Origin of the sequence: Halorussus limi, assembly GCF_023238205.1 — an archaeon.
GTDB classification, from domain to species: Archaea; Halobacteriota; Halobacteria; order Halobacteriales; family Haladaptataceae; genus Halorussus; species Halorussus limi.
In genome coordinates, this window is the sequence record NZ_CP096659.1 from 1,233,425 (window position 1) to 1,258,898 (window position 25,474).

Genomic DNA, 25,474 nt, shown 5'->3' on the forward strand with positions numbered 1-25,474 from the left:
CATGAGCAAACACGGGACCGAGATACGCCTCGCGACGCGGGGGTCGGACCTCGCGCTCCGGCAGGCGGGCGAAGTGAAGGCCGCGCTGGAGGACCGACGGTTTTCGGTCGAGTTGGTCGAAGTCGAGACCACCGGCGACGAGATTCAGGACGAACTCATCCACCGACTCGGCAAGACCGGTGCCTTCGTCCGGAGTCTGGACGAGAAGGTGCTGTCGGGAGAACTCGACGGCGCGATTCACTCGATGAAGGACATGCCGACCGAGAGCCCCGACGAGTTGGTCGTCGCGGCCATTCCCGAGCGCGCCAGCGCCAACGACGCGCTGGTGACGCCCGACGGGAAGGAACTGGAGGACCTCCCGGAGGGCGCGACGGTGGGGACCTCCAGCCTCCGGCGGCAGGCCCAGTTGCTCCACCACCGGCCCGACCTGAACGTCGAACCGCTCCGGGGGAACGTGGACACCCGCGCCGAGAAGTTGCTCGCGCCCGCGCTCCAGCGCGAACACGAGCGACGGACCGAGGCCGAGAAGGAGAAGCAATCGGACAAGGCGATGGCCCAGAAGGGCCACAAGAAGGAGTACGAGGGTGAGTTCGACCGAACCGTCGAGGAGTGGTTCAACGACCTCGCGGAGGTCGAGCGCCGGGCGCTGGAGCGGGAGGTCGAGACCGAATTCGACGCCATCGTCCTCGCGCAGGCCGGACTGGAGCGGAGCGGACTCGCCCACCACCTCGAATACGTCGAACTGCCCAAGAGCGAGTTCGTGCCCGCGCCGGGGCAGGGCGCGCTCGCGGTGACGGCGCTCGACGGCGACCTCGCGGGCGACCTGAACACGGTGCTGGACCATCCCAGAACGCGGGTCGAGACCACCGTCGAGCGCACCGTCCTCGCGGAGTTGGGCGGCGGATGCGTCGCGCCCATCGGCGTCCACGGCCTGATTCAGGGCGAGAGCGTCCACGTGGACGTGCAGGTGTTCTCGCAGGACGGGACAGAAATCGTGGAGGCGAGTCGCGACGTGCCGGTCGAGAACCACGTCTCGGCCGCCAAGGAACTGGCCGCCGACCTCGCCGCGCGCGGGGCCGACGACCTCATCGCGGCCGCCAAGGCCGACGAACCGCGGGAAGCCAAGCGCGAAGGCGAGGAGATACACGAAGAATGACCCGAGAGACCGCGAGTCGGGACGCCGGCGCGACCGGGAGCGCAAACCGCGACGTGCGCGTCGCGGTCTTCCGACCGGACGACGAGCGCCTCGCCGGCGCGGTCGAACTGCTGGACTCGCTCGGTGCCGACGCCGTCGCGGACCCGATGCTCGAAGTCCGGCCGACCGGCGACGCGCCCGCCGACGGCGAGTACGTGATTCTGACGAGCAAGACCGGCGTCGAGTTGGCGGCCGAGGCCGGGTGGGAGCCCGGGGACGCCACCGTCTGTGCAATCGGCGAGAGCACGGCCGACGCGCTCCGCGAGGCGGGATACGAGGTAGACATCGTGCCCGAGGAGTACTCGTCGTCGGGGCTGGTCGAAACCCTCGAAGGCGAAGTCGAGGGCGCACGCGTCGAAGTCGCCCGGAGCGACCACGGGAGCGAGGTCCTGACCGACGGACTCCGCGACGCCGGTGCAGGCGTAAACGAAACTACGCTATATGAATTGGTCCGGCCGGCGGGCTCCGGCGAGTCCGCCGCCCTCGCCGCGGACGGCGACTTAGACGCCGCCGTCTTCACCTCGTCGCTGACGGTGGCCCACTTTCTGGACGCCGCGGCGGAGCGCGGAGTCCGCGACGCGGCGGTCGAGGGCCTGAACGATGCGGTCGTCGGTGCTATCGGCGACCCGACCCGCGAGGCGGCAGAGAGCGAGGGCATCGCGGTAGACGTTGTGCCGGAGGTCGCCGACTTCGAGAAGTTGGCCTGCGAGGTCGTCGAGGAAGTCGCGCCGACGTATCACGAGTAGCGATTCGGCGTAAAGACCGTCGTTCGTCCGATTTTTCGCGAAATCGAGGGAAAAGTCGGGTCGCCGAGAGAGATTTCAGCGACGACCCCGAACCGACGGACAGTGACCGACTCCATCTACCGCTGTCCCGACCACGGGTTCGTGACCGGGCCCGAAGGCGAGACCCCGGCGTGCCCCGAGTGCGACCGGAGCGTCGAGCGCATCCTCTCGGGCGAGCGCAGGCGACGCCTCTCGAAGTTCGTCAGTGGTGCGCTCCGACACTTTCCCGACGACGCCGGCCTCGATCTCGACGAGCAGGGGTGGACCGACTACGACGACCTCGCGGACGCGGTGGTCCGGAAGTACGACTGGGCCGACCCCGACCACCTCGCGGCGGTGGCGGCGACCGACCCGAAAGGTCGGTTCGAGGAAGAGAACGGTCGAGTCAGGGCGTCCTACGGCCACTCGGTGGACGTGACGCTGGGCGCAACCGCGGAGGGGGAAGGCGGCGAAGTGCCGGACCGACTCTACCACGGCACCGACCCCGCGAATCTGGACTCGATTCTCGCCGAGGGACTTCGGCCGATGGGCCGCCAAGAGGTACATCTCTCGGGGAGTCGCGCGGCGGCCCGCGAGGTCGGGCGGCGTCACGCCTCGACGCCGGTCGTCCTCGAAATCGACGCCGCCGAGATGGTCGCGGACGGCCTGCGGGTCGACCGGCGCGGCGAGGAGACGTACACCGCGGACGCGGTGCCGCCGGAGTATCTGGCCGCTTCGGACGACCGCAGTCAGTAGCGCAATTTCTTCGCGTAGGACTGGCCGTGCAACCGGCGCTAAATAGACGACGTTGGTTGAGCGCTGTAAAAATGATTCCCGGTCACCACAAGAACCTTAACCTCGAACGGGAGGGAGGAACGTATGTTCGAGAACCTCGTCAGATTGGACTCCTCCTCGGTGAAAACCCATCTCGTTTGGAAAATTATCGGAGTCGTTGTCCTCCTTTTCCTCCTCGTCTTTTGGATTGCGGTCCTCCTCTAACCGGAGGACGAGGGAGAATCTGCATTGAGAGGTAGAGAACGGAGACGCGGAGGTTTATAAGCGATAGCGACTTACCTCCTCTCGAATGGCTTCCGCTGGTCCCGTTCCCGCCCTCGCAGACCGCGCCGCCGCGTGCGCCGACCGACTGCGGGACGCCGACGAGGTGCTCCTCGCGTCCCACATCGACGCCGACGGCCTGACGAGCGCCGCAGTCGCGTCGGCGGCGCTCGAACGCGCGGGCATCCCGTTCGAGGCCGTCTTCAGCAAGCAGTTGGACGCCGAGGAGGTCGCGGCCATCGCGGCGACCGACTACGAGACGGTGCTGTTCACCGACTTCGGGAGCGGCCAGTTAGACATCATCGCCGACCACGAGGCGGCGGGCGATTTCACGCCGGTCATCGCCGACCACCACCAACCCGCCGACCCGGACACCGAGTTCCACCTGAATCCGTTGCTGTTCGACCTCGACGGGTCGTCGGAACTCTCCGGCGCAGGCGCTGCCTACGTCCTCGCACGCGCGTTGGAGTCCGCCGGGACCGACAACCGCGACTTGGCCGGACTCGCGGTCGTCGGCGCGGTCGGCGACATGCAGACCACCGACGGCGAGTTGGTCGGCGCGAACCGGTCCATCGTGGAGGAGGGGAAAGCCGCGGGCGTCGTGGAAGCCCGGACCGACCTGTCGATGTACGGCAAGCAGACCCGACCGCTCCCCAAGATGCTGGAGTACGCCAGCGACACGCGCATCCCCGGCATCACGAACAACGAGAACGGCGTCCTCCGATTCCTCGACGGACTCGACATCGAACTCAAGGACGACGACGGCGAGTGGCGCTGTTGGGTCGACCTGACCGAGGACGAGCGGAGTACGGTCTCGAACGCGCTCATCCAGCGCGCGCTCTCGAAGGGCGTCAGCCCCGACCGCATCGACCGACTGGTCGGCACGGCCTACACCTTGACCGAAGAACCCGAAGGGACCGAACTCCGCGACGTGAGCGAGTTCTCCACGCTCCTGAACGCGACGGCGCGTTACGAGCGGGCCGACGTGGGACTGGCGGTCTGTCTGGGCAACGTAACGTCGCTGGACGGCCGCGACGACGCGCTCGACTGCGCGAGGGAACTGCTCCGCAACCACCGCCGGAACCTCTCGGAGGGCCTCCAACTCGTCAAGCGCGAGGGCGTCACGAAGGAGGAGAACGTCCAGTGGTTCCACGCCGAGGACCGCATCCGCGAGACCATCGTCGGCATCGTCGCCGGGATGGCAGTCGGGTCCGAGGGCATCGACCGCGGGACGCCAATCGTCGCCTTCGCCGAGAAGACTGAAGACGGCGAGGAAGGCGACGAGGTGACAGAGGTGAAAGTCTCGGCGCGCGGGACGCCCGCACTCACCCGACGCGGACTGGACCTCTCGGTCGTGATGCGCGAGGCGTCGCAGGCGGTCGGCGGCGACGGCGGCGGCCACAACGTCGCCGCGGGCGCGACGGTTCCGAAGGGAACCGAAGACGAGTTCGTCGCGCTCGCCGACGAGTTGGTCGGCGAACAGCTCGGGTGAGTACGTTTCCGCGACTAGCGTTCTTCGGACGGGCATTGATTCTTCGTGCGGGAGCATCGTTCGATAGCGGACCGCTTTTTCTGGGTGAACCTCGCTCGCTAGTAATCGAGACGGCGATTTTCACGGGATTTGCAAGCGACGGCTAAATCCACGACGAGAGGGATTTTGTATATCTGAATTTGGTTTAATCTGAATCCTCGGCCGCCCGTCGGCCGAAGCGTCATCGAGTCGCGAGGGCCGCGGATTCGGGGCGAACGGTTCGGACGAACGGGCGGAGAGACCGCCCGTATCGGGGTCCTCCGGCCGTCCTGTAGTCGGAGAGAATAAATACGTGTGGAAGAGACGAGTCAAATACTGTAGCAACCCCGAGCCATGATAGACAGAACGTACTCCGACGAGATTACTGCCGAACAGGACGGCGAGACTGTCTCCATCGCCGGACACGTCCACGAGATTCGAGACTTGGGCGGACTGACCTTTGTCATCGTCCGCGACCGCGAGGGGAAGACGCAGGTCGTGTTCAAGGAAGAGAACGACGAGGACCTCTTCGAGGCCGCCCAAGACCTCCACAAGGAGGACGTGGTCCAAATTTCCGGGCGCGTGAAGGCCAGCGACCAGGCCCCCGGCGGCGTCGAACTCGCCCCGACCGGGATGGAAGTCATCAGCGAGTCCGACACGCCCCTGCCGATGGAAGTCGCCAAGGACATCGAGTCGGACCTCTCGACGCGACTCGACAACCGGGCCATCGACCTCCGGAAGCCCGAGACCTACGCCGTCTTCTCGCTGCGCTCGAAGCTGATGTCCGCGATGGAGGAGTGGTTCGACGACGAAGGCTACGTCGACGTGGACACGCCGCTCATCTCCCAAGAGGGTGCCGAGGGCGGCGCCGAACTGTTCCCCGTCGTCTACTACGGTGACGAGGTCTTCCTCTCCCAGAGCCCCCAGTTGTACAAGCAGATGCTGATGGCCGCCGGCTTCGACAAAATCTACGAGACCGGCACCGCGTTCCGCGCCGAAGCGTTCGCCACCTCCCGGCACGTCTCCGAAATCGCGATGTTCGACGTGGAACTGGCCTACATCGAGGACCACCACGACGTGATGGACGTCCAAGAGGAGTCCCTGCGCTACGCGCTGGAGCAGGTCGCCGAGAACGCCCGAGACGAGTTGGAGGTTCTCGACGTGGACCTCGACGTTCCGACCGAGCCGTTCCCGCGTATCACCTTCGATGAGGCCCGCGACATCCTCGCCACCGAGTACGACCACGTTCCGGACGACAGCGACGACCTCGACACGAAGGGCGAGAAGTTGCTCGGCGAGCACTTCGAGGAGCAGGGTCACCCCGCGTTCTTCGTCGTCGGCTACCCCAACGAGAAGTTCTACTACCGGCAGAACGTGCCCGGCGACGACATCGCCTCCCGGAAGTTCGACCTCGTCTACAAGGGCCAGGAACTCTCCTCGGGCGGCCAGCGCGAACACGACATCGAGACGATGGAGCAGTTGATGGACGAGCAGGGCGCCGACCCCGAGAACTTCCACTTTTACCTCGAAGCGTTCCGGTTCGGCATCCCGCCTCACGGCGGCTACGGACTCGGTATCGACCGCCTCGTCCAGAAGGTCGCCGACCTCGAAAACATCAAGGAAGCCATCCTGTTCCCGCGCGACCCCGACCGCGTGACGCCGTAGCGAGCGATATTCGGCTCGCTCGGCAGTTCGAGGCCTACATCGACGGTCTGCGTTTTCACGGCGCGTATCGACCAATCGGCTCACTTTTGTTTCCCCTGACCGTTACGTCCGGGCATGGCCGACTTCGACCCCGAGAAGTTCGAGGACAAGTACGCGAACTACTTCAACGAGTTGCAGAAGGCGTACAAGAACGCGTTCAACCGACTCAACGAGCGGTACGACTCGGAACTCATCCACGCCATCGACCAGCAGATTCTGAACGAGAGCGAACCCTTCTACGAGGGCGACGGCGAGTTCCGGGTCGAGTTGCCCGAAAATCCGGTCGAGCGCGTGCAGGGCATCGTCGTCAAGGACGAGAAGGTAGAGGAGATGCTAGAGATTTACGTCGAGGAGATAGAGACGGAACTGCGGCGCGTGTTCGGCTTCGAATCTGAGAGCGAATCCTGACGTCCGCCCCGACTCGAGCGAGTTCGGCAGTTTTCCGGCGACTTCGACGCTTCGTCCAGCGGTTGCTCTGAGAGCGGTGCAAACCGTCGTTTGTTGTCCATAAATCAGTTATCGCTATACCGAATCTCCGAATGTGTCCTACGAAGCGAGACGGAACGTGACTCGTCGCGGATAGCGGTTTAGGTAGACCAGAATATCTAAGGCAGAGTTTAGGCTACCCTAAGACATGCGAGAAACACCGGCTACGAAACTGACGCGGCGAAGTTTGCTGAAGGGCGCGGGCGCGGCCAGCACTGGCGCGCTCCTCGCCGGCTGTACGGGAGACGGAGCGGGCGACGGAACCCAGACGAGCGGGACGGGAGAGTCGGAGACGACTGGAACGACCGCGGCCGAGTCCACCACGACGGAGAGCAGCGACGGGCACTCGGTGACGATGTCGCCGGTGGGAACCGTCGAGTTCGACGCCGTCCCCCGGAACGTCTTCACGGTGTTTCCCCAGTACGCGGACATGGCGGTGGCGCTCGGACACGGCGACGCGGTGAACTCGGTGTACGTGCCGAAGATGACCGGCACGACGCTGAACCACTACGGCCACCGCCTCGACGGCGTCTCGTTCGAGTGGGACGGGCTACGGGACCCGTTGAGTAACGGCTTCTCCAAGGAACTGCTGTACGAACTCGATAGTGACGTTCACCTGACCGACCCCGCGTGGGCGTCGACTCAGAGCAACTGGGACAAGTCGGACGTGGAGGAGATCAAGTCGAACGTCGCGCCGTGGTTCGGGAACTTCTACAGCGGCACCCACGCTCAGCCTCCGGACGGGTACGGCAACTACGAGTACTACGACCTGTGGAAGTTGTTCGGGAAGGTCGCGGACGTGTTCCGCGAGCGCGAGCGGTACGAGGCGCTCGCGGAGGTACACGCGAACCTCGTCTCCTCGATTCGGGAGAAGCTTCCGCCGAAGGAGGAGCGACCGAGCGCCGTCCGGGTCACGCTCGCACAGGACGGCCAGTCGTTCTACACGTACCACCTCAACAAACCGGGCTACTGGTTGGCTGACACCCGACCGCTCGGGGCGAACGACGCGTTCGCCGACGAGGACTGGCAGAGCCTCTGGGGCACCGTCGATTACGAGACGATGCTCGAAGCCGACCCGGACGTCATCCTCCACCTGTGGGGAATCACGCCGAGTTACAGCATGGCCGACACGCGCTCGAAACTCGAGAACCACACCAGCGGAAGTCAACTGACCGCGGTCGAGAACGACCGCGTGTACGCCGCGGGGATGCGGTATCAGGGACCGATAATGAACCTGTTCCAGATAGAGATGGGAGCCAAACAGCTCTACCCCGACCTGTTCGGCGAGTGGCCCCGCTACGAGGACGGCGACCCCTACCCGGAAATTCCCGAGGACGAGTGGCTGTTCGACCGCAACCGCGTGGCCGACATCATCACCGGCGACGGCCAGTAGCGCCGCATCCACGGCCGTCGGAGCGGCGAAGTATCGGCGGACAGCCGTCGGTATCCCGACGCGGTGAACGAGAGTGAACCAAAGGCCTAAGACCGCACGCTCCCTATCGCTTCAGTATGAGCACCGAGACTCAGGACGACGGGGACGACCTCGAGGAGCGCGTCAGCAACTTCCTGCGACGCAACTTCCCCCAGATTCAGATGCACGGCGGAAGCGCGGCCATCCAGAACATCGACCGCGAGACCGGGTCGGTCCACATCCAGTTGGGCGGCGCGTGCAGTGGCTGTGGCATCTCGCCGATGACGATTCAGGCCATCAAGAGCCGAATGGTCAAGGAGATTCCCGAAATCGAGAAGGTCAACGCCGAGACCGGCATGGGCGGCGACGGCGGACACGGCGGTGGCATGAGTCCCTCGTTCCCTGGCGAGACGAGTGACGACGGCGACGACGACGAGGGACCGCAGGCCCCCTTCTAAGCACGGATTTCCGCACGCGAAACGTTTCAATTCTTCCCGTAGAACGCGGCTAACATCAGGATATTTATCCCGTCGGGGATTGCACGGTACTGATATGACCAACGACGACGCTGCGGGGAACGTCGTGTTCGTGGTCATGGACACGGTTCGCAAGAGCCACCTCTCCGTCTATGGCTACGACCGACCGACGACGCCGGGCTTAGAGCGGTTCGCCGACGAGGCGGCCGTCTTCGAGCAAGCGGTCTCCCCCGCGCCGTGGACCCTCCCAGTACACGCCTCGCTGTTCACGGGAATGTACCCGAGCGAACACGGCGCGAGTCAGGAGAACCCGTATCTGGAGGGCGCGACGACACTCGCCGAGACCCTCTCGGGCGCGGGCTACGACACCGCGTGCTACTCCTCGAACGCGTGGATTACGCCCTACACTCACCTCACCGACGGGTTCGACGACCAAGACAACTTCTTCGAGGTGATGCCCGGCGAGTTCCTGTCGGGTCCGCTGGCGAAGGCGTGGAAGACGATGAACGACAACGAGACCCTCCGGAAGGCCGCCGACTGGTTGGTGTCGGTCGGGAACAAGATTCACGAGTACACGGCCTCCGGCGAGGGCGCCGACTCGAAGACGCCGCAGGTCATCGACCGGACGATGGAGTTCATCGACGACGCCGACGACGACTACTTCGCGTTCATCAACCTGATGGACGCTCACCTGCCGTACCACCCGCCCGAGGAGTACAAAGAGGAGTTCGCGCCCGGCGTGGACTCCACGAAAGTCTGCCAGAACTCGAAGGAGTACAACTGCGGTGCCCGCGATATCTCGGACGACGAGTGGGATGCCATCGAGGGGCTCTACGACGCCGAGATTCGGCACATCGACGCCCAACTCAGTCGACTGTTCTCGTGGATGCAGGAGAACGACGAGTGGGAGGACACCATGGTCGTCATCTGCGCCGACCACGGCGAACTCCACGGCGAACACGACCTCTACGGCCACGAGTTCTGTATCTACGACCCGCTCGTGAACGTGCCGCTGATGGTCAAGCACCCCGAGATGGAGTCGGGACGCCGCGAGGACCAGCAGGTCGAACTCGTGGACCTCTACCACACCGTGCTGGACCACACCGGCGTCGAGGCGACCGACTCGACGGTTCCGCTCGACAGGACGCGGTCGCTCCTCGACGCGGACTATCGCGACTTCGCGGAGAGCGAGGCGCGGAGCGCCTCGGGGAAGACGCCCGGGAGCCACCCGGGCGACGGCGACTACGCCTTCGTGGAGTACTACCGGCCGGTCGTGGAACTGAAGCAGTTGGAGGAGAAGGCCAGCGACGCGGGCATCGAGTTGGACCGCGACTCGCGGTTCTACTCCCGGATGCGGGCCGCACGCCGCCCCGACGCCAAGTACATCCGCAACGAGCGTATCAGCGACGAGTTCTACCACCTCGACGAGGACCCCGGCGAGACCGACAATTTGCGCGGCGAGGGGAGCGACGAGGAGGTCGAACTCGAAGGCGCGCTCTCGGAGTTCGAGCAGAGCGTCGGCGGCGAGTGGAAGGAAGTCGAGGACGACGACGTGCTGGACGACATGAGCGACGACGCGAAAGACCGGCTACAGGACCTCGGGTACATCGACTGACGAAGCGGTTCGCGGCGAATCGTCGCGGTTCGTCGAGAACGAAGAGTCGAGCGGAGAACGACGGTCTGTTTCTCACACCGAATCGACGCCGACCACGCTCACGACGCCGCCGCCGATGGTGACGGGCACCCAGTAGATAGCGCCCCGGAAGATAATCACGGCGGCGAAGGCGGTTCCCGTACTGACCCCTGCGCCGGGGAGACTGGAGAGGAGTCCGACGAGCACCGCCTCGATGCCGCCCGCACCGCCGGGGAGCGGCGTGATACCGGCGATTGCGCCCACCGGGACGACGAACAGGAGGACGGCGAACGGGACCGGTGAACCGATAGCCGCGAACGCCAGCCACAGCGCGACCATCTGGCAGACCCACCCCGCCGTCGAGGCGACGAGCGCGAGGGCCAGTCCGCGCCGGTTCGTGGCCACGCGCTCTATCGAGTCGAAGAACTCGCCGACCCGCGTTTCGAGGGTCTCGCGACTGAGCGACACGTCGACGGGCGCGACCCGAGTCACGAGTCGGAGTATCGGCGCGAGGACCCGCGCGATGGCGCGCCGAAGCGCGTTCCGGTTGCGCCAGCCGAAGAAGCCGGCGAAGGGGACGGCGATCGAGAGAACGACGATGGCCGCCGTCGCGAGTCGGAGCCGGCGGCCGAACGAGGTCTGGGTCGCGTAGAACGCCGCGCCGCCCAGCGCGAGGACGATGGACGGGACGAAGTTGAGCGAGTCGACGCTCGCGATGGCCGCCAGTCCGCGCTCGTACTCGGTGTCGGCCACCTTCGAGATGAGGAGCGCCGTCACCGGTTCGCCGCCCGCCTGCCCGAAGGGCGTGATGTTGTTCGAGAACATCGCGCCGTTCAGGATGAAGAAGGACTTGACGAACGACACGTCGACGCCGAGGACGTCGAGGACGGTCCGGAGGCCGAAGCCCCACGCGGCGAGCCACCCGATTGTGACCACGACGATGAGCGCCACCGCCTCGGTGTCGGCGTGCCGGAGTTCCTGAACGAACCCCTCGACGCCGACCAGATACAGCAGTAGGCCGAGAATGGCAAACGTCCCGAGAAACCCGATAATGGTAGTTCGCAACTGCGCGCCGTTCATGGGCAGTGCTTGCCGTCTGCACTAATCAGTATGTCGGAATCTCCACTCGAAGCCGGAGGGTGGGACGGTGAGCGCATCGGCATGTCTACTGTGCTAACAGCGTCGTCGGGGCAATTCAATCCTGTGGGCGGTCTCGCTCCCGCGCTCGGAGCAGATTCGTTAAGGTCCGGTTGACCGGCACCGACTTGCCTCGCTCGCGGGCGCGCGCGCAGACGTGTCCGTTTATCGACTCGATTTCGGTCCGTCTGCCCGCCAGCACGTCCTGCTGCATCGAGGACGTGTTCGCGGCGGTGGCGCGGGCGACGCGCTCGACCGCCTCGACCGCCTCGTCGTCTCCTAGTTCGACGCCTTCGGCCCGCGCGACGCGGGCCGTCTCTCGGGCGGCGTCCCCGGCGACTTCGCTGGCCGGGCCGTCGAGGAGCGCGCCGTTCTCGACCCGCGCCAGCGCCGTAGTCGCGTTTATGCCCGCGTTGACCGCCAGTTTCTCCCAGAGGCGGCGAGGCATGTCGTCGGCGACGGTGGTCTCGACGCCCGCCGTAGAGAAGGCGCGGCCCGCCCGGTCGGCCGCCTCGGAGGTCCCGCCTTCGCGCGGGCCGAGGACGACCTCGCCCCGGCCGGTGCAGTCCACCGCGCCCGGTTCTCGGCGGACCGCGCCGTAGGTCGCGGTGCCCGCGAGGACCGGGCAGTCGAGGCTGGCGGCCAGCGTCTCCTCGCTTCCCATCCCGTTCTGGAGCGAGATTGCGGCGTCGAACCGACCGGTGGCGAGCGCCTCGGCGGCCGCCGCGGTGTCGAACGCCTTGACCGTCACCACCGCGAGGTCGGCCGCGAGACCGGTCCCGTCGGTGGTCGCGTCCGGGCGGACTGTGAAGTCGAACTGGCCCCCGACTCGCAGACCGGACTCTCGGACCGCCGCGACGTGAGGGTCGCGTCCGACCAGCGTGACCGCGTGTTCGCGGGCGAGCAGGCCCCCGACGAGGCTTCCGAGGCTTCCCGCGCCGAACACGACGATATCCATGTCTGGTCGTCGGGACTGCGAGTAGAAAAATCGGTGCGTCTCGCGCGCGTCAGTCCTCGGTCCAGTACATCAGCGCTTCCTTGGGTTCGCCGCAGTTCGGGCACTCGTCGGGAAGCCCCTCGTCTATCTCGCCCATCTCGCCGCAGTTGGTGCAGCGCCACATCAGTTCGGCCTCGCCGAAGTCGTGGCCCGACCGGGCGTGTTCGATGCTCATGCTCTCGACGCCCTCTCTGGTCGAGACGAAGAAGCCGCCCTCCTCCAGTCCGCGGACGTTGCCGAGTTCGTTGCCGTCCTCGTCGTAGACGGTCTGGCCGAAACTCACTTCGAGCGCTTCCTCGACCGCTTCCACGTCCCCGTCGTCCTCCGCGGGTTGCTCCCCGTGTCCACTCATAGATTCGTGTACGCCGTCATTCCTGATAAACGTCGTCGCCGATTCGAGCGGGAACACGACGGAGCGGTGATTTCGTTACCCCCGTTCGCGGCCGAGATGATTACCCCGAGACGAATCGCCGAGTACGGCAGGCGCGACTACATGAAGTCGGCGATGCTTCCCTGCTTGTTCTTGTCGTTCTCGAAGATGGACTCCAGTCTGCGGTCCATGATTTCGAGGCGCTGTTTCGTGTACTCCCGACAATCGTACTTCTCGGCCACCTGAATCGCGGTCTCCATGTACTTGTTCACCGACCCTTGGTGAACCGTGAGGTTGACCTGTCCGCCGCAGTCCCGGCACTCCTTGGTCAGGGGCATCCGGCGGTACTTCGCGCCGCAGTCGAGACACCGGGTCTCCTGCCGGGAGAACGCCCGGAGGTTGCCGATGAGGTCGGGCAGGAAGTGGTACTCGATGACGCGTTCGGCCACGTCGGTCTCGTCCACCGAGCGGAGTTTCCGGGCGAGTTCCAACTGGGCATCCATCTTGTCCATCATCGACCCGAGGGTCTTGTACGCCGAGAGGTCCGGGCCTAGCGCGATGTTCGAGGTGTCGTGACTGTGGTGGAAGTCGGTGTACTCGCGGTCGGTGCCCAGATTCTCCTCGGCGATGGTCATCACGTCCTCGACCTCGCCGGGGTCAACCATCTCGCGGGTCGCCTCGTAGAACTCCCGGGGGTACTCCCGCACGATGTCCATGTTGTGGGCCTCGTCGTCGATTTCGGAGGGGTCGATGCGCGAGGACATCACGAGAGGCGCGTCCATCTGGCCCCCGCGCTTGTCGGGCAGGAACTCCTTGCTGAAGTTGAGCAGGCCGTCCATCAGGAGCATCACGCAGTCCTCGTCGCCGTCGCAATTGCGTCGTTTCGCGGCGTGAAAGTACGGATGTGCGTACCCGACGGCCGCCGAGGTGAACCCGACGATGCGGCCCACGACCGCCGCGGAGGTGTGGGGAGCCATCCCGAAGACGAGTTCCCCGACGAGTTCGTCGCGCTCGTCCAACTCGTAGAACGGGTCGAGACCGTAGTACTGCTCCAGCAGGTCGTCCACGAAGTCGGCGGTCTGGAGGAGGTGTTCGGCCGCGCCGTCCGAGAGGACGATGTCCTGCACCTTGAGTTCGACCAGTTGGTCGTCGTGGCGGAGCGGGTCGCCGTGGATGTCCTCCTCGTAGCCCAGCGACCGGAAGTGGTCGGCCGTCACGTCGAGTTCCGAGGGGCGGACGCTCGTGACGGGGAGGTCGGTCATGTCGTACCGGACCGTCCCGTCCTTGAACGCCGACACGTCGTGTTTCGCGCGGAGGACGCCCTTCTCGATGGGTTCGGGCGTCTTGTACGACGACGACAGCCCTTTGACGCCTTTGAGCGTGTCGAAGGCGTTCTCGCGTTCGCCGACCGACTCCAGCGCCGACCTGAACTCGTCGTTGACGTCGATGGTTCGACGCTCGACCGGCGTGGCCTCCACTTCGCAGTTGTCGCAGACCGCACGCCCGGACTCGTCCAACTCGACCACCGAACCGCACTCGGGGCAGGTGAAGTGAGCGAAGGTGTTGCCGCCGCACTCGGGACACTTACACTCGAAGGTGTGTTCGCCGCAGTCCTCGCACTCCCGGCGGCCGACCTGCGCGTCGACCAGTCCGGGCGTGCTCTCCATGTCGGGGGCGTGCTTGGCGGCGGCCGCCACGTCTCGCTGACTGCCGCCCGCCTCGCCGATGGGGAAGAGCGTGTGGACCGCGGGCGAGAGATCGCGGCTCTCGGACTTCTCGGGGCGACCCATGCGGTTACCGATGCGGGTCGGCGCTCGCTCGCGAACCTCGAAGGGCGCGACTTCGTTGACCGCTCGGACCGCGTTGTCGCCGTCCTCGGCCTCTCCCCAGTCGCGGGCTTCCGGCGAGAGGTCGTCCCACGTCTTTTCGAGGTCGTCGTCGACCCCCAGCGACCGCGCGAGCGGTCGCCACTCGGGGACGCGAATCTCCGTCTCCTCCTGCTGGTGGGGCACCAGAATACATTCGAGCGCGGTCCGGACCGTCTCGGTGAACTCGACGTGTAACTCGCCGCCGACCACGTCGCCGTCCGCGACCGCCTCGGCCAGCGCCTCGAACTGGTCGACGGTGAGGTCGTGCCAGAGGTAGGTGTACTTCGGGTGGAGCGGGCAATCGTACTCGGTGGCCCACGTCAGCGCCTCGTCGGGGGTCGGGTCCGAGAGGTCGACGCTCGGGGAGTCCCGGAGCGCCTGCACGTCCGCGCCGGCCGCCTCGAAGTCCTGCACCCACCACTCGACGGTGTAGGAGGCGGGCGCGAGCGGGTGGTTGTTCTCCACGAACTCGCCGTAGTTGACCAGATACTCCCCGAGGTCGAGAATCTTCTCGACGCCGTTCCGGAGTTCGAGCGCCTCGTCGGGGTCGTCGATGCGCCGCACGTCGCCGTTGGCGAGGCGGACCGTCGGCCCCTCGATGGAGTCCACGGGCACCACGCCCGCGGCCTTGCCCGGGCGCTCGGTCTTGATTTGCGTTCCGGTGGCGAGGAAGTCGTCCACGAGGTGCATCGTGGCGGGGTGGACGCCGGCCGTGGCGAACCCGTGGTTGCGCGCCCGACCGTAGCGCAGGCGGAAGCCCCCGGACTCGCTCGGGTGGCCGAAGACGGGGCGTCCGGCGATGAGGTCCCGGAGGAACTTCTTCGCGGGGTCGACTCGGGGCGGGCCAGTCGCTTCCTCCGCGGCGTCGTCGGCCTCGTCCTCCGTCGCGTCGGCCTCGCTCTCCTCGTCGCCTTCGTCGTCGCCCTCGTCTTCCTCGCCGTCGTCCTTTCCGATGGTGCCGTCGATGAGGTCCTGCAACCACGGCCAGTCGATTTCGTCCAGGTTCCGGGTGTAGCGCTGAATCTTGGGTGCCTTGAGCGCGATACCCTCCGCGAGGACGAGACACATGCCGCCGCGGGCGTTGTTGGTGTCGACCCGTTCGAGGTCCCGGAAGCCCGAAACCTCCTCGTCGCCGGTCGACTCCCCGTCGAGCATGATGGGCATGTGTTCGGCGATGAACTTCGTCTCCTTGTCCTTCGGCGAGTACTGAAGCCCGGTCTCCTTGTCGTAGAGGTTTATCTCCTCGGCGTAGCGCTCGATTTCCTCGTTTCTGGCCTCGTACTCCGACATGCCGACCAGCGCGCGGGTGTAGTCGGCCACGAGGACCGACAGGGCTTGGGCGGTCCCGCCGGCGGAGCGAATCGGTCCGGCGTAGTAGACGTTGACGAACTCGGTGCCGTCGTCGTTTTCGAGGATTTCGACCTTGTCGATGCCCTCGATGGGGGCGGCGACCACGCCTTCGGTGAGGAGCGCGACCGCGGTCCGGACCGCACCCTCGACTTTCCCGGCCTTGCTCTCGTAGTCGCCGACGCGACCCTCCGCGAAGTCTTCGGCGAGTTCGAGGGCGGCCTCCTCTCGACTCATCTCGCCCTCGAGTTCGCGGACGCGCTCGGCCACTCCGTCGATGCCGAGAATGTTCTCGACGCGGTCGGCCATGTCCTTGGCGACCGGTATCTCGACCTCGGGTTTCGGGTCGCCGCTGTTCGCGCGTGCCTCGCGGGCGACCTCGAACGCCTCGTCTAAGTCGTCTTCCAGGTCCTCGAAGTATCGCTCGTCCTCGGCCCGCATGTTAGAGCCAGAGGTCGAGGTCGGTGGGTTCGTCGTGGTCGCGCTTCAGTTCCTCCTCGAAGGTCCGCATGTACAGTTCCCCGGCGAACACGGTCGCAGCGTCGAGGTGGCCCGCGAGCGTCTGACCGCTCTTGCGCGAGAGGACGGCGTGGGTGTGGGCGAATCGGTCGCCGTCCAACCACGAGACGTTCCCGACGCAGGAGGCGACTTCGAGCGGTTCGTCGAACTCGACTTCGCGGTACTCTAGCTCCGACTGGTCGTAGTACCAGACGGTCGCGTCCTGTACCGCGCCCATGGCGACGAACCACGCGGCGTCCACGTCCTCGTCGGCGGCGAGCGACTCGATTTCCTCGCGCCAGTCCTCGCCGTGGCCGAGTCTGGCGACGAACTCGCGGTCTCCTGAGACCTCCCGGTAGTTCATGTTCCGTGGAACGGGAACCGGCGGCAAAAAGGTTGAGTATTGGCTCGTTACCCGAGTCGAGTCGCCACCGCAGAAAGCGAGAGTGGCAGGCCGAGAGGTGCTACTGCCAGTCTTGGAGGGCTACGCTTCCGGAGACGGGGACGGAAAGCCACGCTTTGTCGGCGGTCGTGTCCGCGATGATGAGTCGCTCCGTGCGACCATCGTCGTCTAACGAGGCCATAACCTCGCTCTGTGCGACCGAATCCGACGGAGTGGCCGTGTTCGGGGCCATATGTGAGACATGGTATCATGGGTTAATAAACGCTCCGAAACGGCAGACCGGTGGTAGGTATCGAAGGGTTCAAGTGATGGGAATCGTTATCACACGACAATACCATCAGGCACCTTTCACGAGCGCGGGCCACGGCCACACGACTTATCCGCGTCCTACTTTGGGGTGCGAACCCCGAAAAGAAGAAAATAACGGCCGTCATTCGTCTAGAGTCAAAGTAATACGGGCGTTAGGACGGGCTTTCTCTAAGTAACAAACGGTAAGTTTATCCGGTCTGCTTTACAATGGGTGGTTGGATGACAGATACTGACAACCTCAGTCGCCGTCGCTTCCTGCAGGCGACCGGCGGTGCGGCATCGGCTGTGGCTCTCGCTGGCTGTACTGGCGGCAACGACGATAGCTCCCAAGATACTACGACGACCAGCGGTGAGACGACCACGGCTGGCGAGGAGACGACGACCGAGGAGGCGGAGACTCCGAGCGACGACGCCAACGTCCTCCGACTCATCAACTCCACGATGACCACGCTGGACCCCATCAAGGCGACCGACACCGCCTCCGGGACGGTCATCCAGCAGGTCTTCGACGCCCTGATGAACTACCCCAACGCGGAGATCGAGGTCAAGGGCCAACTCGCCAAGGGCCACAAGGTCTCCGACGACTTCAAAACGTACACCTTCAACCTGAAGCAGGGTGCGAAGTTCCACAACGGGAAGGAAGTCACGGCGCAGGACTTCGTCTACTCGTTCGAGCGCCTCGCCGCCTCGGACAACTCTCGTCGGGGGTACTTCATCCTCGACTCCATCGGCGTCAAGCACGAGACGAAGACTGTCAAGAAAGACGGCAAGGAGACCGAGGTCTACAAGCCCGGTTCCATGGCCGTTACCGCCGTGGACGACTACACGCTCAAGATGGAACTCTCCGAGCCGTTCCACGCGGTGCCCGAGATGCTCGCGTACACCTCGTTCGCCGCCCTGCCGAAGGGCATCCTCGGCGACATCGAGGGGTACGAGGGCAAGATGAGCCACAAGAAGTTCGCGACGCAGAACCCCATCGGCGCAGGTGCCTTCAAGTTCGACGAGTGGAGCACCAACACCGAGGCCAAGGTCTCGAAGTTCGAGAACTACCACGGCAGCGCCGCCGACGTGGACGGTATCCACTGGAACATCATGTCCGACCCGCAGGCGATGTACACCTACGGGACGGTCAACCAGAACGCGGACATGATTCACGCCGGCCAGTTCCCCACTAGTCAGTACAACGCCGACAAGGTCAACGTCAAGAAGACCGACAAACTCGGTCGGAAAATCGGTACCTACGGCAAGACGACGAGCGGCGCGACGATGAACTACACCGGCGTCGCGACCATCGGCTCTTACTACATCGGCTTCAACGCGGAAGCGGTTCCGAAGCCAGTCCGTCAGGCCGCCGCCTACGCGCTGAACCAAGGGCAGGCAGTCGACAAAGTGTTCAAGGGCCGCGGCGAGAGTTCGTATCACTTCACGCCGCCGTCCATCTATCCGGGTGGTCCCGACGCGTACGACAAGCACGCGAAGGAGAACTACCCCTACGGCTACAACAAGACGGACCTCAAGCAGGCCCGGAAGGTCATGAAGGAGGCGGGCTACGGTCCCGACAACAAGTTCAGCTTCGAGTTCACGGTCTACGAATCGTCGAGCACGTGGCCCGAACTCGGCAAGCTCCTGCGCGACAAGCTCGCCAGCGCCTACATCGACATGAGCATCAACACCGCGCCGTTCTCGACGCTCCTCAAGCGCGGCCGCAAGGGCAACCTCGAAGCCTACTCGCTCGGGTGGATCATGGACTACCCGGCACCGGACAACTTCCTTCAGCTCCTCCACCCGCCGAAGACTGACACGTCGGCGGACAACGAGCTCTCGTACTTCAACTGGTCCGGCACGGAGGCCGCGAAGAAGGCCAAGCAGGCCTGGAAGAAGATCCAGAACAACCCCAAGCCGACCGACGCGGCCAAGAAGAAGCGCGGCGAGGCCTACGTCGCCATGGAAGAGGCCAACTGGGAGGACGTGGTGCTTCTGCCGGCCTACCACGACTTCAGCGAGCGCTTCACGTACGACTGGGTCGACGCACCCCGCTTCGGTGCGGCCGACTACAGTCGCCAGATGTACAACAACGTCAAAATCGGCCAGCGCAAGTAACGACGCGCCGTTTTTCTTTTCTTCGACTGCACGCCCGATAGCCGTCGCTCAAGTGCGTCGAATCGGGTCGAGAAGCCATCTCTCGTTCGTTAGCGGGGTGGTACACGAAAGCGCAAGACATAATGAGAGGACCCTCAAATTTATCACGCATGTGCGCGGTCCAGTTTGGGTACGTACGATTCGACGGGAGTAGCCGCAGTCGCGGCGGTGGTTCGTCGTGAGCAGGTGGCAATACTTCGCGAAACGGGTACTGCTTTCGGTCCCGGTGTTGCTGTTCGGGGCTTCGATCACCTTCCTCGTGATTCGTGCCGGGCCGCTCGACCCGGTGTCCGCGATTTTGGGACCACAGGGAGACCCGCAGGCGTACAACACCATCCGGCGTCAACTCGGACTCAACCAGCCGCTCTGGCAGCAGTACATCGACTACATGATCAACATGTTCACCTTCGACTTGGGTGAGTCGTGGGTGCTGCAGCCCGACACCAGCGTCTACTCGCTGGTGCTGAGCTACGCGCCCCGGACCATCTGGCTGGGCTTCTGGTCGGTGCTCATCGCCATCTTCATCGGCATCCCGCTCGGGTTCTACGCGGGACTGAACCCCAACACGTTCAGCGACTACGTGGCGTCGTTCGGGGGCATCGTCTGGCGAGCCATGCCGAACTTCTGGCTGGCCGTCATCCTGATGAGCGTCCTCTCGCAGTCCGAGAAGTTCATGTTCGGCTTCGACTGGGAGACGTTCCTCTACTCGACGAACGTCACCGGGCCGCCGCCGCTCGGCAACCTCGCTTCCGTCGAAGGGTTCACGAAGGCGCTGAAGAAGATCGCGCCGGCCGCCATCGTCCTCGGGTCGGCGTCGATGGGTAACGAGATGCGTATCGGACGGACCGCAGTGCTGGAGACCGTCAACTCCAATTTCATCGAGACCGCGAAAGCGAAGGGCGTCCGGCCCCGCTCGCTGGTCTGGAAGCACATCTTCCGGAACGCGCTCATCCCGCTCGTGCCGATTATCACGGGTGAGGCGTTCATCCTCATCGGCGGGTCGGTGCTGGTCGAGACGGTGTTCGACATCAGCGGTATCGGCTTCCTGTTCTTCCAAGCGATCAAGAACGGGGACATGCCGCTCGTCGGGTCGCTGATGTTCATCTTCATCCTGCTCGTCGTCCTCATCAACATCATGCAAGACTTCCTGTACACGATTATCGACCCCCGCGTGGGGTACGACGGAGGTGCCTGATATGAGCGTAGACAGAGAGGCGGACGCTTCCCTCCTGGAACGAATCAAGGAGAACCCCGGCCCGGCGGTCGGCTGGCTCGTCGGTGCGCTACTCCTGTTCGCGCTGGAGGCCGGAGCGGTCGTCCACTTCGTGACCGGTTTCTTCGGTTCGGGCGTCGAACTGCCGACGCTGCTGAGCCGGGACATCATCCCGAACAACGGATACGTGACGCCGCAGGGTGTCTGGGAGGACACCTTCCTCGGCCTCCCCGCCGCCTACGCGTGGGCGCTCCGCGTCGTCCTCATCTACGCCTACGCCTTCCTGTGGTTGGTCTGGCTCTGGCGCGGCTACGTCGTCTTCCGAGAGAACTACCGCTACGCCGACTGGACGCCGCGCGACGACATGGTTGACCGCCTCCGGGGACACCGATGGGGTCAGTTCGGCGCGGTAATCGTCTTCGCGTTCGTCGTGATGGCGATGTTCGCGCCCGCACTCGGCCCGACGACGGTCGAGCGGACCATCTCGAACCCCTACTCGCACTACATCGAGTACTACAACGACGAGGGACAACTCGAGAACATCACGGTCGGGGCGGCCAACCTCGGGTCGCGCTCGCAGGGGACGGCCGACCGTAACGTCGGTCCGATGGAGTACGACCAGTACGGTCGGTGGCACCCCTTCGGGACGTTACCGTCCGGAAAAGACATGTTCACGTTCATGGCCGCGGGAGCGCGGATATCGCTGTTCATCGGGCTGATATCCATCGGCGCGAGCGGACTCATCGCGACGTCGTTCGCGCTGTTGACCGCCTACTACAAGGGACTGGTCGACCTCGCGGTGGTCATCGTCGGTGACTCGATAATGTCCTTACCCAGACTCCTGTTCGTCATGTTACTGTCGGTGGTGTTGGGCAACACGTGGATAGCCGAGATATACAGCGGCGCGCTCATCTTGGCGCTCATCTTCGCCGGGACCGGGTGGCCGTTCCTGTGGCGGTCCGTACGCGGACCCGCGATGCAAGTGTCCGAACAGGAGTGGATCGACGCCGCCAAGAGCTTCGGTCAGCGACCGAGTGTCACGATGCGCAAGCACATGGCACCGTACATCCTCGGTTATCTGCTGGTGTACTCGTCGATGACCCTCGGCGGCGTCATCATCGCCGTCGCGGGGCTATCGTTCCTCGGACTCGGCATCAATCCGCCGACGCCCGAGTGGGGCCGCGCGGTCGACATCGGCCAGTCGTACGTCACCACGATGTCGTGGCACATCTCGTTCATCCCCGGCGTGATGATCGTGCTGGTCGTGACCGCGTTCAACGCGCTGGGTGACGGCATCCGCGACGCCATCGACCCGCAAAGCGAAGGCGGCGAAGGCGACGGCGCTGAAGTCGCCGCGGCCGGAGGAGGTGGTGCCTGATGGCACAGCGAGAGACCTCCGCGGCCCGCCGCGAGGAGGAACCCCTGCTGTCGGTCGACAACCTCCAGACGGCCTTCTTCACGGACAAGGAGGTCATCCGGGCCGTCGACGGCGTGAGCTTCGACATCCACCGGGGCGAGACCGTCGGCATCGTCGGCGAGTCCGGGTCGGGCAAGAGCGTCACCGCCCGCTCGATCATGGGACTCGTTGACTCGCCCGGTCGCGTGCTGGAGGGCAGCAGCATCAGGTTCGACGGCGAGGAACTGACCGAGAAGACCGAGAAGCAGTACCGGAACCTCCGGGGGAGCGACATCGCGATGGTGTTCCAAGACCCGCTGACCTCGCTCAACCCGGTCTACACCGTCGGCAACCAGATCAAGGAGGCGCTTCGCCTCCACCAAAACCTCCGCGGGTCGGCCGCGACCGAGGAGGCCATCGAACTCCTCGAAGCGGTCGGTATTCCGGACGCCGCCCGACGGGTCAGAGAGTACCCCCACGAGTTCTCGGGCGGGATGCGCCAGCGCGCGGTCATCGCGATGGCGCTCGCCTGCGACCCCGAACTCCTCATCTGCGACGAACCGACCACCGCGCTCGACGTGACGATTCAGGCCCAGATTCTCGAACTCCTCGAGGAACTCCAAGAGGAGCGGAATCTCGCCATCATGTTCATCACCCACGACATGGGCGTCATCGCGGAGACGTCCGACCGCGTGAACGTGATGTACGCGGGCGAAATCATCGAGAGCGCGCCGGTCGAAGACCTGTACGAGAACCCCCGACACCCCTACACCGAGGGGCTTCTCCAGTCGATTCCGGGCAACCAACCCGGCGCGGAACGCCTCTCGACCATCGAGGGCGACGTACCGACGCCGAACGAACCCGCTAGCTACTGTCGGTTCGAACCGCGGTGTCCCAAGGCGTTCGAGGAGTGTACGAAGGTCCACCCCGCGTCGGTCGAAGTGAACGCGGAATCGGAGGACCACACCGCGGCCTGCCTGCTGTATCCCGAGGACGTGTCCCAGGAGGAGGCCGTCGAATTGCACGAACAGCGTGAGAGCCAGCGCGAGGTGAGCGAACGATGAGCGAGCAAGTCCAACAGGAGTCGGTCAGCGTCGCCACGGGTGAGACGCTCGTGGAGGTCAACGATCTGAAGACCTACTACGACGAGGGCGGCATCGTCGATTCCAACCCGGTGAAAGCGGTCGACGGCGTCGACTTCGAGATAAAGCGCGGCGAGACGCTCGGTCTCGTCGGCGAGTCCGGTTGCGGCAAGACGACGCTCGGCCGGACGCTCATCCAACTGGAGGACTCGACCTCCGGCGAAGTCCTGTTCGACGGGACCGACGTGACCGAACTCTCGGGGAAGGAACTGAAAGACTGGCGGCGCAACAGCCAGATGGTGTTTCAGGACCCCGAGTCCAGCCTCAACGATCGGATGACCATCGGCGAAATCGTCCGCGAACCGCTGGACGTTCACGACTGGAACACTCCCCAAGAGCGCCGAGAGCGCGTGCGCGAACTCCTCGACGTGGTGGGACTTCAGCCCCAGCACTACTACCGGTATCCCCACCAGTTCTCGGGCGGTCAGCGCCAGCGCATCGGCATCGCGCGGGCCTTGGCGCTCGAACCCGAGTTCGTCGTGTTGGACGAACCGGTGTCGGCGCTCGACGTGTCGGTGCAGGCCCAGATTCTCAACCTGCTGGAGGACTTGCAGGACGAGTTCGGCCTCACCTACCTGTTCATCGCCCACGACCTGAGCGTGGTCCGGCACATCTGCGACCGCGTGGCCGTGATGTACCTCGGTAACATCATGGAACTGGGCGACACCGAGGAACTGTTCGAGAACCCGAAGAACCCCTACACCCACTCGCTGCTGTCGGCGATTCCGGAACCCGACCCCAAGGCCAACAAGGAGCGCATCACGCTCCGCGGGACGCCGCCGAGTCCCCGCGACCCGCCGAAGGGGTGTCCGTTCACGACCCGGTGTCCGATGAAGATTCGGCCCGAGAAGTATCAGGACATGGACTCGGACGTGTGGGTCGCCATCGAGGTGTTCCGCGAGGTGCTGCGCGAGCGGTCGCGCGCCGACAAGTCGCTGACAGAGCAGGCCAAGGAACTGCTCGGGATGGAGACTCGATTCTCCGACATCGGCGAAATCAAACACGAGTTGTTCGGCGACTTGGACATTTCGGGCGAAGTAGAGCGGTACGTCGACGAGGCGGCCGACCACGTCGAGAACAACGACGAGGCGGAGGCGCGGCGAGTCCTCCGCGAGGAGTTCGGGAGCATCTGCGACTACGAGAAACCCGACGACTACGTGGTCAGCGACACCGGACGCGTGAGCCACTGTCACCGCCACAAGTCCGAGTACACCGAACCCGACGAGTTCGTGCCCTACACCGAGCGGTAGATGTCGCCGACGCCTTCCGAACCGCCGTCCACGGCTGCCCGGCGCGCTCGACAGACCGTCGACGCCGTCGTCTACGCCGTCGCGGTCGCCGGTGTGGTGTTCGGTCTCGGCGCGTTGGTCGGCCTGCTGGTCGGCGGCGGTCTCGTCACAGCGAAGTACGTGATGTTCGTCCTCGGCATCCTGCTGTTCGGTTACGCGACGTTCCAACTCCGGCCGGACCCGCCGTGGGACACCACGGAGACCGAGGACGGCGAACTCAAGGTGACGAGGAACGAACCGGACGGTCGGGTCGTCAACGCGCGCGACGAGACGCGGTTTCAGGCCGCGGTCCAGCGGATTCCGCCGCTCCCGTGGTACTCGCTCCCGCCGAGCGAGCGGTTCTCGATAGCGTTCAAGATGTTCCTCGCGAGTCTGGCGACGCTGGTGTGGTCGTTCGTGCTGGAAGCGGTGTTCGGCGTCGCGGCGTAGGCCGGGGTCGGTTTCGCGATTTTCGCGCGGTCGTTGGTTCACAAACAACAGGTTTTACCCTCGGAAGGGCGTCAGACGCACACATGCCAGAGACTGGGGACGGGGAAAACCCCGACTACGCCGAGCAGATCGCCGCGAGCGCGGAGGTCCACAAGGGCGCGTGGCAGCGCACCATCGACGACATGCGGGCGATGGAAGCGGAACTCGAAGACGACGGGTGGGACGTCGTCGCCATCGGCGCGGGCCACACCGCGCCGACGAACCCGGACGTCGGCGAGACCGACCGCTGGGGGTTCGTCCACGTCATCCCCGACAATCAGGCCGAGGAGTTCGAGGACGCCATCGAGACCGGGAAGTTCCCGCAGTATCGGGTGTTCCGCAACGAGGTGCAGGGCCGCATCTTCATGCTGACCCAACTCCTCGACCCCGACTCGGAGACGGCCATCCTCATCGTGGGTAACTTCGAGATGCGCCACGCCCCCGGACTGGTCAAGACCGCACTGGAGGAAGACGAGATGTACACCCACGTCCAGACACTGGACGAGACCCACCTCGGGTCGTTCCGCCACGACGACTTGGAGAAGTTCTTCCCCAACCCGGAGAAGTACGCCGGCTACGACGTGCCGTTCGACGACGTGCTGGACGACGAGGACGCGGGAGACGAAGAGTAAACGCGCAAATTTCCCTCGGAGAGGCGTCGTC

General features: G+C 65.0%; 22 protein-coding genes. 16 read left to right on the forward strand and 6 right to left on the reverse strand.

Features of this window, described 5'->3' with window-relative positions:
* The first annotated feature begins 1 nt into the window (after window position 1).
* The 9 genes from hemC (at window position 2) to M0R89_RS06415 (ending at window position 10,217) form a co-directional block, all read left to right on the forward strand.
* Window positions 2-1,156, forward strand: a complete 1,155-nt coding sequence (hemC, locus tag M0R89_RS06375; protein WP_248651723.1) for a hydroxymethylbilane synthase — start codon at window positions 2-4, stop codon at window positions 1,154-1,156.
* A complete protein-coding gene (locus M0R89_RS06380; protein ID WP_248651724.1) occupies window positions 1,153-1,941 on the forward strand; it encodes a uroporphyrinogen-III synthase in 789 nt (262 codons plus the stop codon). Before hemC ends, M0R89_RS06380 begins: the two co-directional genes overlap by 4 nt.
* Before the next feature lie 102 nt (window positions 1,942-2,043).
* Window positions 2,044-2,715 carry an RNA 2'-phosphotransferase gene (locus M0R89_RS06385; protein ID WP_248651725.1) on the forward strand — a complete coding sequence of 224 codons (672 nt, stop codon included), beginning with the start codon at window positions 2,044-2,046 and terminating at the stop codon, window positions 2,713-2,715.
* 328 nt (window positions 2,716-3,043) lie between these two features.
* On the forward strand, window positions 3,044-4,507 hold the full coding sequence (recJ, locus tag M0R89_RS06390; protein ID WP_248651726.1) for a RecJ family nuclease: 1,464 nt from the start codon (window positions 3,044-3,046) through the stop codon (window positions 4,505-4,507).
* 372 nt (window positions 4,508-4,879) lie between these two features.
* Complete coding sequence (gene aspS / locus M0R89_RS06395; protein ID WP_248651727.1) at window positions 4,880-6,190, forward strand: aspartate--tRNA(Asn) ligase; 1,311 nt, start codon at window positions 4,880-4,882, stop codon at window positions 6,188-6,190.
* Window positions 6,191-6,304: 114 nt separating this feature from the next.
* Entirely contained in the window at window positions 6,305-6,637 is a 333-nt protein-coding gene (locus M0R89_RS06400) for a DUF5783 family protein (RefSeq protein WP_248651728.1), read from the forward strand.
* Between the two features lie 226 nt (window positions 6,638-6,863).
* Window positions 6,864-8,108, forward strand: a complete 1,245-nt coding sequence (locus M0R89_RS06405; RefSeq protein ID WP_248651729.1) for an ABC transporter substrate-binding protein — start codon at window positions 6,864-6,866, stop codon at window positions 8,106-8,108.
* Window positions 8,109-8,224: 116 nt separating this feature from the next.
* Window positions 8,225-8,584 carry a NifU family protein gene (locus M0R89_RS06410; RefSeq protein ID WP_248651730.1) on the forward strand — a complete coding sequence of 120 codons (360 nt, stop codon included), beginning with the start codon at window positions 8,225-8,227 and terminating at the stop codon, window positions 8,582-8,584.
* A gap of 94 nt (window positions 8,585-8,678) precedes the next feature.
* A complete protein-coding gene (locus M0R89_RS06415) occupies window positions 8,679-10,217 on the forward strand; it encodes a sulfatase (RefSeq protein ID WP_248651731.1) in 1,539 nt (512 codons plus the stop codon).
* Window positions 10,218-10,289: 72 nt separating this feature from the next.
* Here the strand turns inward: M0R89_RS06415 and M0R89_RS06420 are convergent, their stop codons facing one another.
* The 6 genes from M0R89_RS06420 to M0R89_RS06445 form a co-directional block, all read right to left on the reverse strand.
* Window positions 10,290-11,315, reverse strand: a complete 1,026-nt coding sequence (locus tag M0R89_RS06420; RefSeq protein WP_248651732.1) for a lysylphosphatidylglycerol synthase transmembrane domain-containing protein — start codon at window positions 11,313-11,315, stop codon at window positions 10,290-10,292.
* Between the two features lie 115 nt (window positions 11,316-11,430).
* Window positions 11,431-12,330 (reverse strand): ketopantoate reductase family protein, encoded by a 900-nt coding sequence (locus tag M0R89_RS06425; RefSeq protein WP_248651733.1) that lies wholly within the window; start codon window positions 12,328-12,330, stop codon window positions 11,431-11,433.
* 49 nt (window positions 12,331-12,379) lie between these two features.
* A complete protein-coding gene (locus M0R89_RS06430; RefSeq protein ID WP_248651734.1) occupies window positions 12,380-12,721 on the reverse strand; it encodes a DUF7130 family rubredoxin-like protein in 342 nt (113 codons plus the stop codon).
* Window positions 12,722-12,858: 137 nt separating this feature from the next.
* On the reverse strand, window positions 12,859-16,395 hold the full coding sequence (locus M0R89_RS06435; RefSeq protein ID WP_248651735.1) for a DNA polymerase II large subunit: 3,537 nt from the start codon (window positions 16,393-16,395) through the stop codon (window positions 12,859-12,861).
* Window position 16,396: 1 nt separating this feature from the next.
* Window positions 16,397-16,816 (reverse strand): PPC domain-containing DNA-binding protein, encoded by a 420-nt coding sequence (locus M0R89_RS06440; protein WP_248651736.1) that lies wholly within the window; start codon window positions 16,814-16,816, stop codon window positions 16,397-16,399.
* Between the two features lie 100 nt (window positions 16,817-16,916).
* Entirely contained in the window at window positions 16,917-17,087 is a 171-nt protein-coding gene (locus tag M0R89_RS06445) for a DUF7556 family protein (RefSeq protein WP_248651737.1), read from the reverse strand.
* Between the two features lie 296 nt (window positions 17,088-17,383).
* On the opposite strand from M0R89_RS06445, the gene M0R89_RS06450 reads away from it, so the two are divergent.
* The 7 genes from M0R89_RS06450 to M0R89_RS06480 all read left to right on the forward strand — a co-directional run bounded on the left by M0R89_RS06450 (window position 17,384) and on the right by M0R89_RS06480 (window position 25,443).
* Complete coding sequence (locus M0R89_RS06450; RefSeq protein WP_248651738.1) at window positions 17,384-19,264, forward strand: ABC transporter substrate-binding protein; 1,881 nt, start codon at window positions 17,384-17,386, stop codon at window positions 19,262-19,264.
* Window positions 19,265-19,481: 217 nt separating this feature from the next.
* The gene (locus M0R89_RS06455) at window positions 19,482-20,498 is read left to right on the forward strand and encodes an ABC transporter permease (RefSeq protein WP_248651739.1); all 1,017 of its coding nucleotides are present in this window, start codon (window positions 19,482-19,484) and stop codon (window positions 20,496-20,498) included.
* A gap of 1 nt (window position 20,499) precedes the next feature.
* Complete coding sequence (locus tag M0R89_RS06460) at window positions 20,500-21,894, forward strand: ABC transporter permease (protein WP_248651740.1); 1,395 nt, start codon at window positions 20,500-20,502, stop codon at window positions 21,892-21,894.
* Window positions 21,894-22,976, forward strand: coding sequence for an ABC transporter ATP-binding protein (locus M0R89_RS06465; RefSeq protein ID WP_248651741.1), 1,083 nt, complete (start codon window positions 21,894-21,896; stop codon window positions 22,974-22,976). Before M0R89_RS06460 ends, M0R89_RS06465 begins: the two co-directional genes overlap by 1 nt.
* The gene (locus tag M0R89_RS06470; RefSeq protein WP_248651742.1) at window positions 22,973-24,304 is read left to right on the forward strand and encodes an ABC transporter ATP-binding protein; all 1,332 of its coding nucleotides are present in this window, start codon (window positions 22,973-22,975) and stop codon (window positions 24,302-24,304) included. Before M0R89_RS06465 ends, M0R89_RS06470 begins: the two co-directional genes overlap by 4 nt.
* Window positions 24,305-24,772, forward strand: a complete 468-nt coding sequence (locus M0R89_RS06475) for a DUF7555 family protein (RefSeq protein WP_248651743.1) — start codon at window positions 24,305-24,307, stop codon at window positions 24,770-24,772. It begins immediately after the preceding gene.
* Window positions 24,773-24,855: 83 nt separating this feature from the next.
* A complete protein-coding gene (locus M0R89_RS06480; protein WP_248651744.1) occupies window positions 24,856-25,443 on the forward strand; it encodes a DUF7529 family protein in 588 nt (195 codons plus the stop codon).
* Window positions 25,444-25,474: the final 31 nt, after the last annotated feature.

What these genes read in the sequence shown, in the direction of transcription:
- M0R89_RS06480 (WP_248651744.1), top strand. Translation starts at nt 24,856, where the DNA reads ATGCCAGAGACTGGGGACGGGGAAAACCCCGACTACGCCGAGCAGATC.
- M0R89_RS06425 (WP_248651733.1), bottom strand. Translation starts at nt 12,330, where the DNA reads ATGGATATCGTCGTGTTCGGCGCGGGAAGCCTCGGAAGCCTCGTCGGG.
- M0R89_RS06465 (WP_248651741.1), top strand. Translation starts at nt 21,894, where the DNA reads ATGGCACAGCGAGAGACCTCCGCGGCCCGCCGCGAGGAGGAACCCCTG.
- recJ (WP_248651726.1), top strand. Translation starts at nt 3,044, where the DNA reads ATGGCTTCCGCTGGTCCCGTTCCCGCCCTCGCAGACCGCGCCGCCGCG.
- M0R89_RS06410 (WP_248651730.1), top strand. Translation starts at nt 8,225, where the DNA reads ATGAGCACCGAGACTCAGGACGACGGGGACGACCTCGAGGAGCGCGTC.
- aspS (WP_248651727.1), top strand. Translation starts at nt 4,880, where the DNA reads ATGATAGACAGAACGTACTCCGACGAGATTACTGCCGAACAGGACGGC.
- M0R89_RS06475 (WP_248651743.1), top strand. Translation starts at nt 24,305, where the DNA reads ATGTCGCCGACGCCTTCCGAACCGCCGTCCACGGCTGCCCGGCGCGCT.
- M0R89_RS06440 (WP_248651736.1), bottom strand. Translation starts at nt 16,816, where the DNA reads ATGAACTACCGGGAGGTCTCAGGAGACCGCGAGTTCGTCGCCAGACTC.
- M0R89_RS06400 (WP_248651728.1), top strand. Translation starts at nt 6,305, where the DNA reads ATGGCCGACTTCGACCCCGAGAAGTTCGAGGACAAGTACGCGAACTAC.
- M0R89_RS06450 (WP_248651738.1), top strand. Translation starts at nt 17,384, where the DNA reads ATGACAGATACTGACAACCTCAGTCGCCGTCGCTTCCTGCAGGCGACC.
- M0R89_RS06460 (WP_248651740.1), top strand. Translation starts at nt 20,500, where the DNA reads ATGAGCGTAGACAGAGAGGCGGACGCTTCCCTCCTGGAACGAATCAAG.
- M0R89_RS06380 (WP_248651724.1), top strand. Translation starts at nt 1,153, where the DNA reads ATGACCCGAGAGACCGCGAGTCGGGACGCCGGCGCGACCGGGAGCGCA.
- M0R89_RS06430 (WP_248651734.1), bottom strand. Translation starts at nt 12,721, where the DNA reads ATGAGTGGACACGGGGAGCAACCCGCGGAGGACGACGGGGACGTGGAA.
- M0R89_RS06435 (WP_248651735.1), bottom strand. Translation starts at nt 16,395, where the DNA reads ATGCGGGCCGAGGACGAGCGATACTTCGAGGACCTGGAAGACGACTTA.
- M0R89_RS06445 (WP_248651737.1), bottom strand. Translation starts at nt 17,087, where the DNA reads ATGGCCCCGAACACGGCCACTCCGTCGGATTCGGTCGCACAGAGCGAG.
- M0R89_RS06405 (WP_248651729.1), top strand. Translation starts at nt 6,864, where the DNA reads ATGCGAGAAACACCGGCTACGAAACTGACGCGGCGAAGTTTGCTGAAG.
- M0R89_RS06470 (WP_248651742.1), top strand. Translation starts at nt 22,973, where the DNA reads ATGAGCGAGCAAGTCCAACAGGAGTCGGTCAGCGTCGCCACGGGTGAG.
- M0R89_RS06415 (WP_248651731.1), top strand. Translation starts at nt 8,679, where the DNA reads ATGACCAACGACGACGCTGCGGGGAACGTCGTGTTCGTGGTCATGGAC.
- hemC (WP_248651723.1), top strand. Translation starts at nt 2, where the DNA reads ATGAGCAAACACGGGACCGAGATACGCCTCGCGACGCGGGGGTCGGAC.
- M0R89_RS06420 (WP_248651732.1), bottom strand. Translation starts at nt 11,315, where the DNA reads ATGAACGGCGCGCAGTTGCGAACTACCATTATCGGGTTTCTCGGGACG.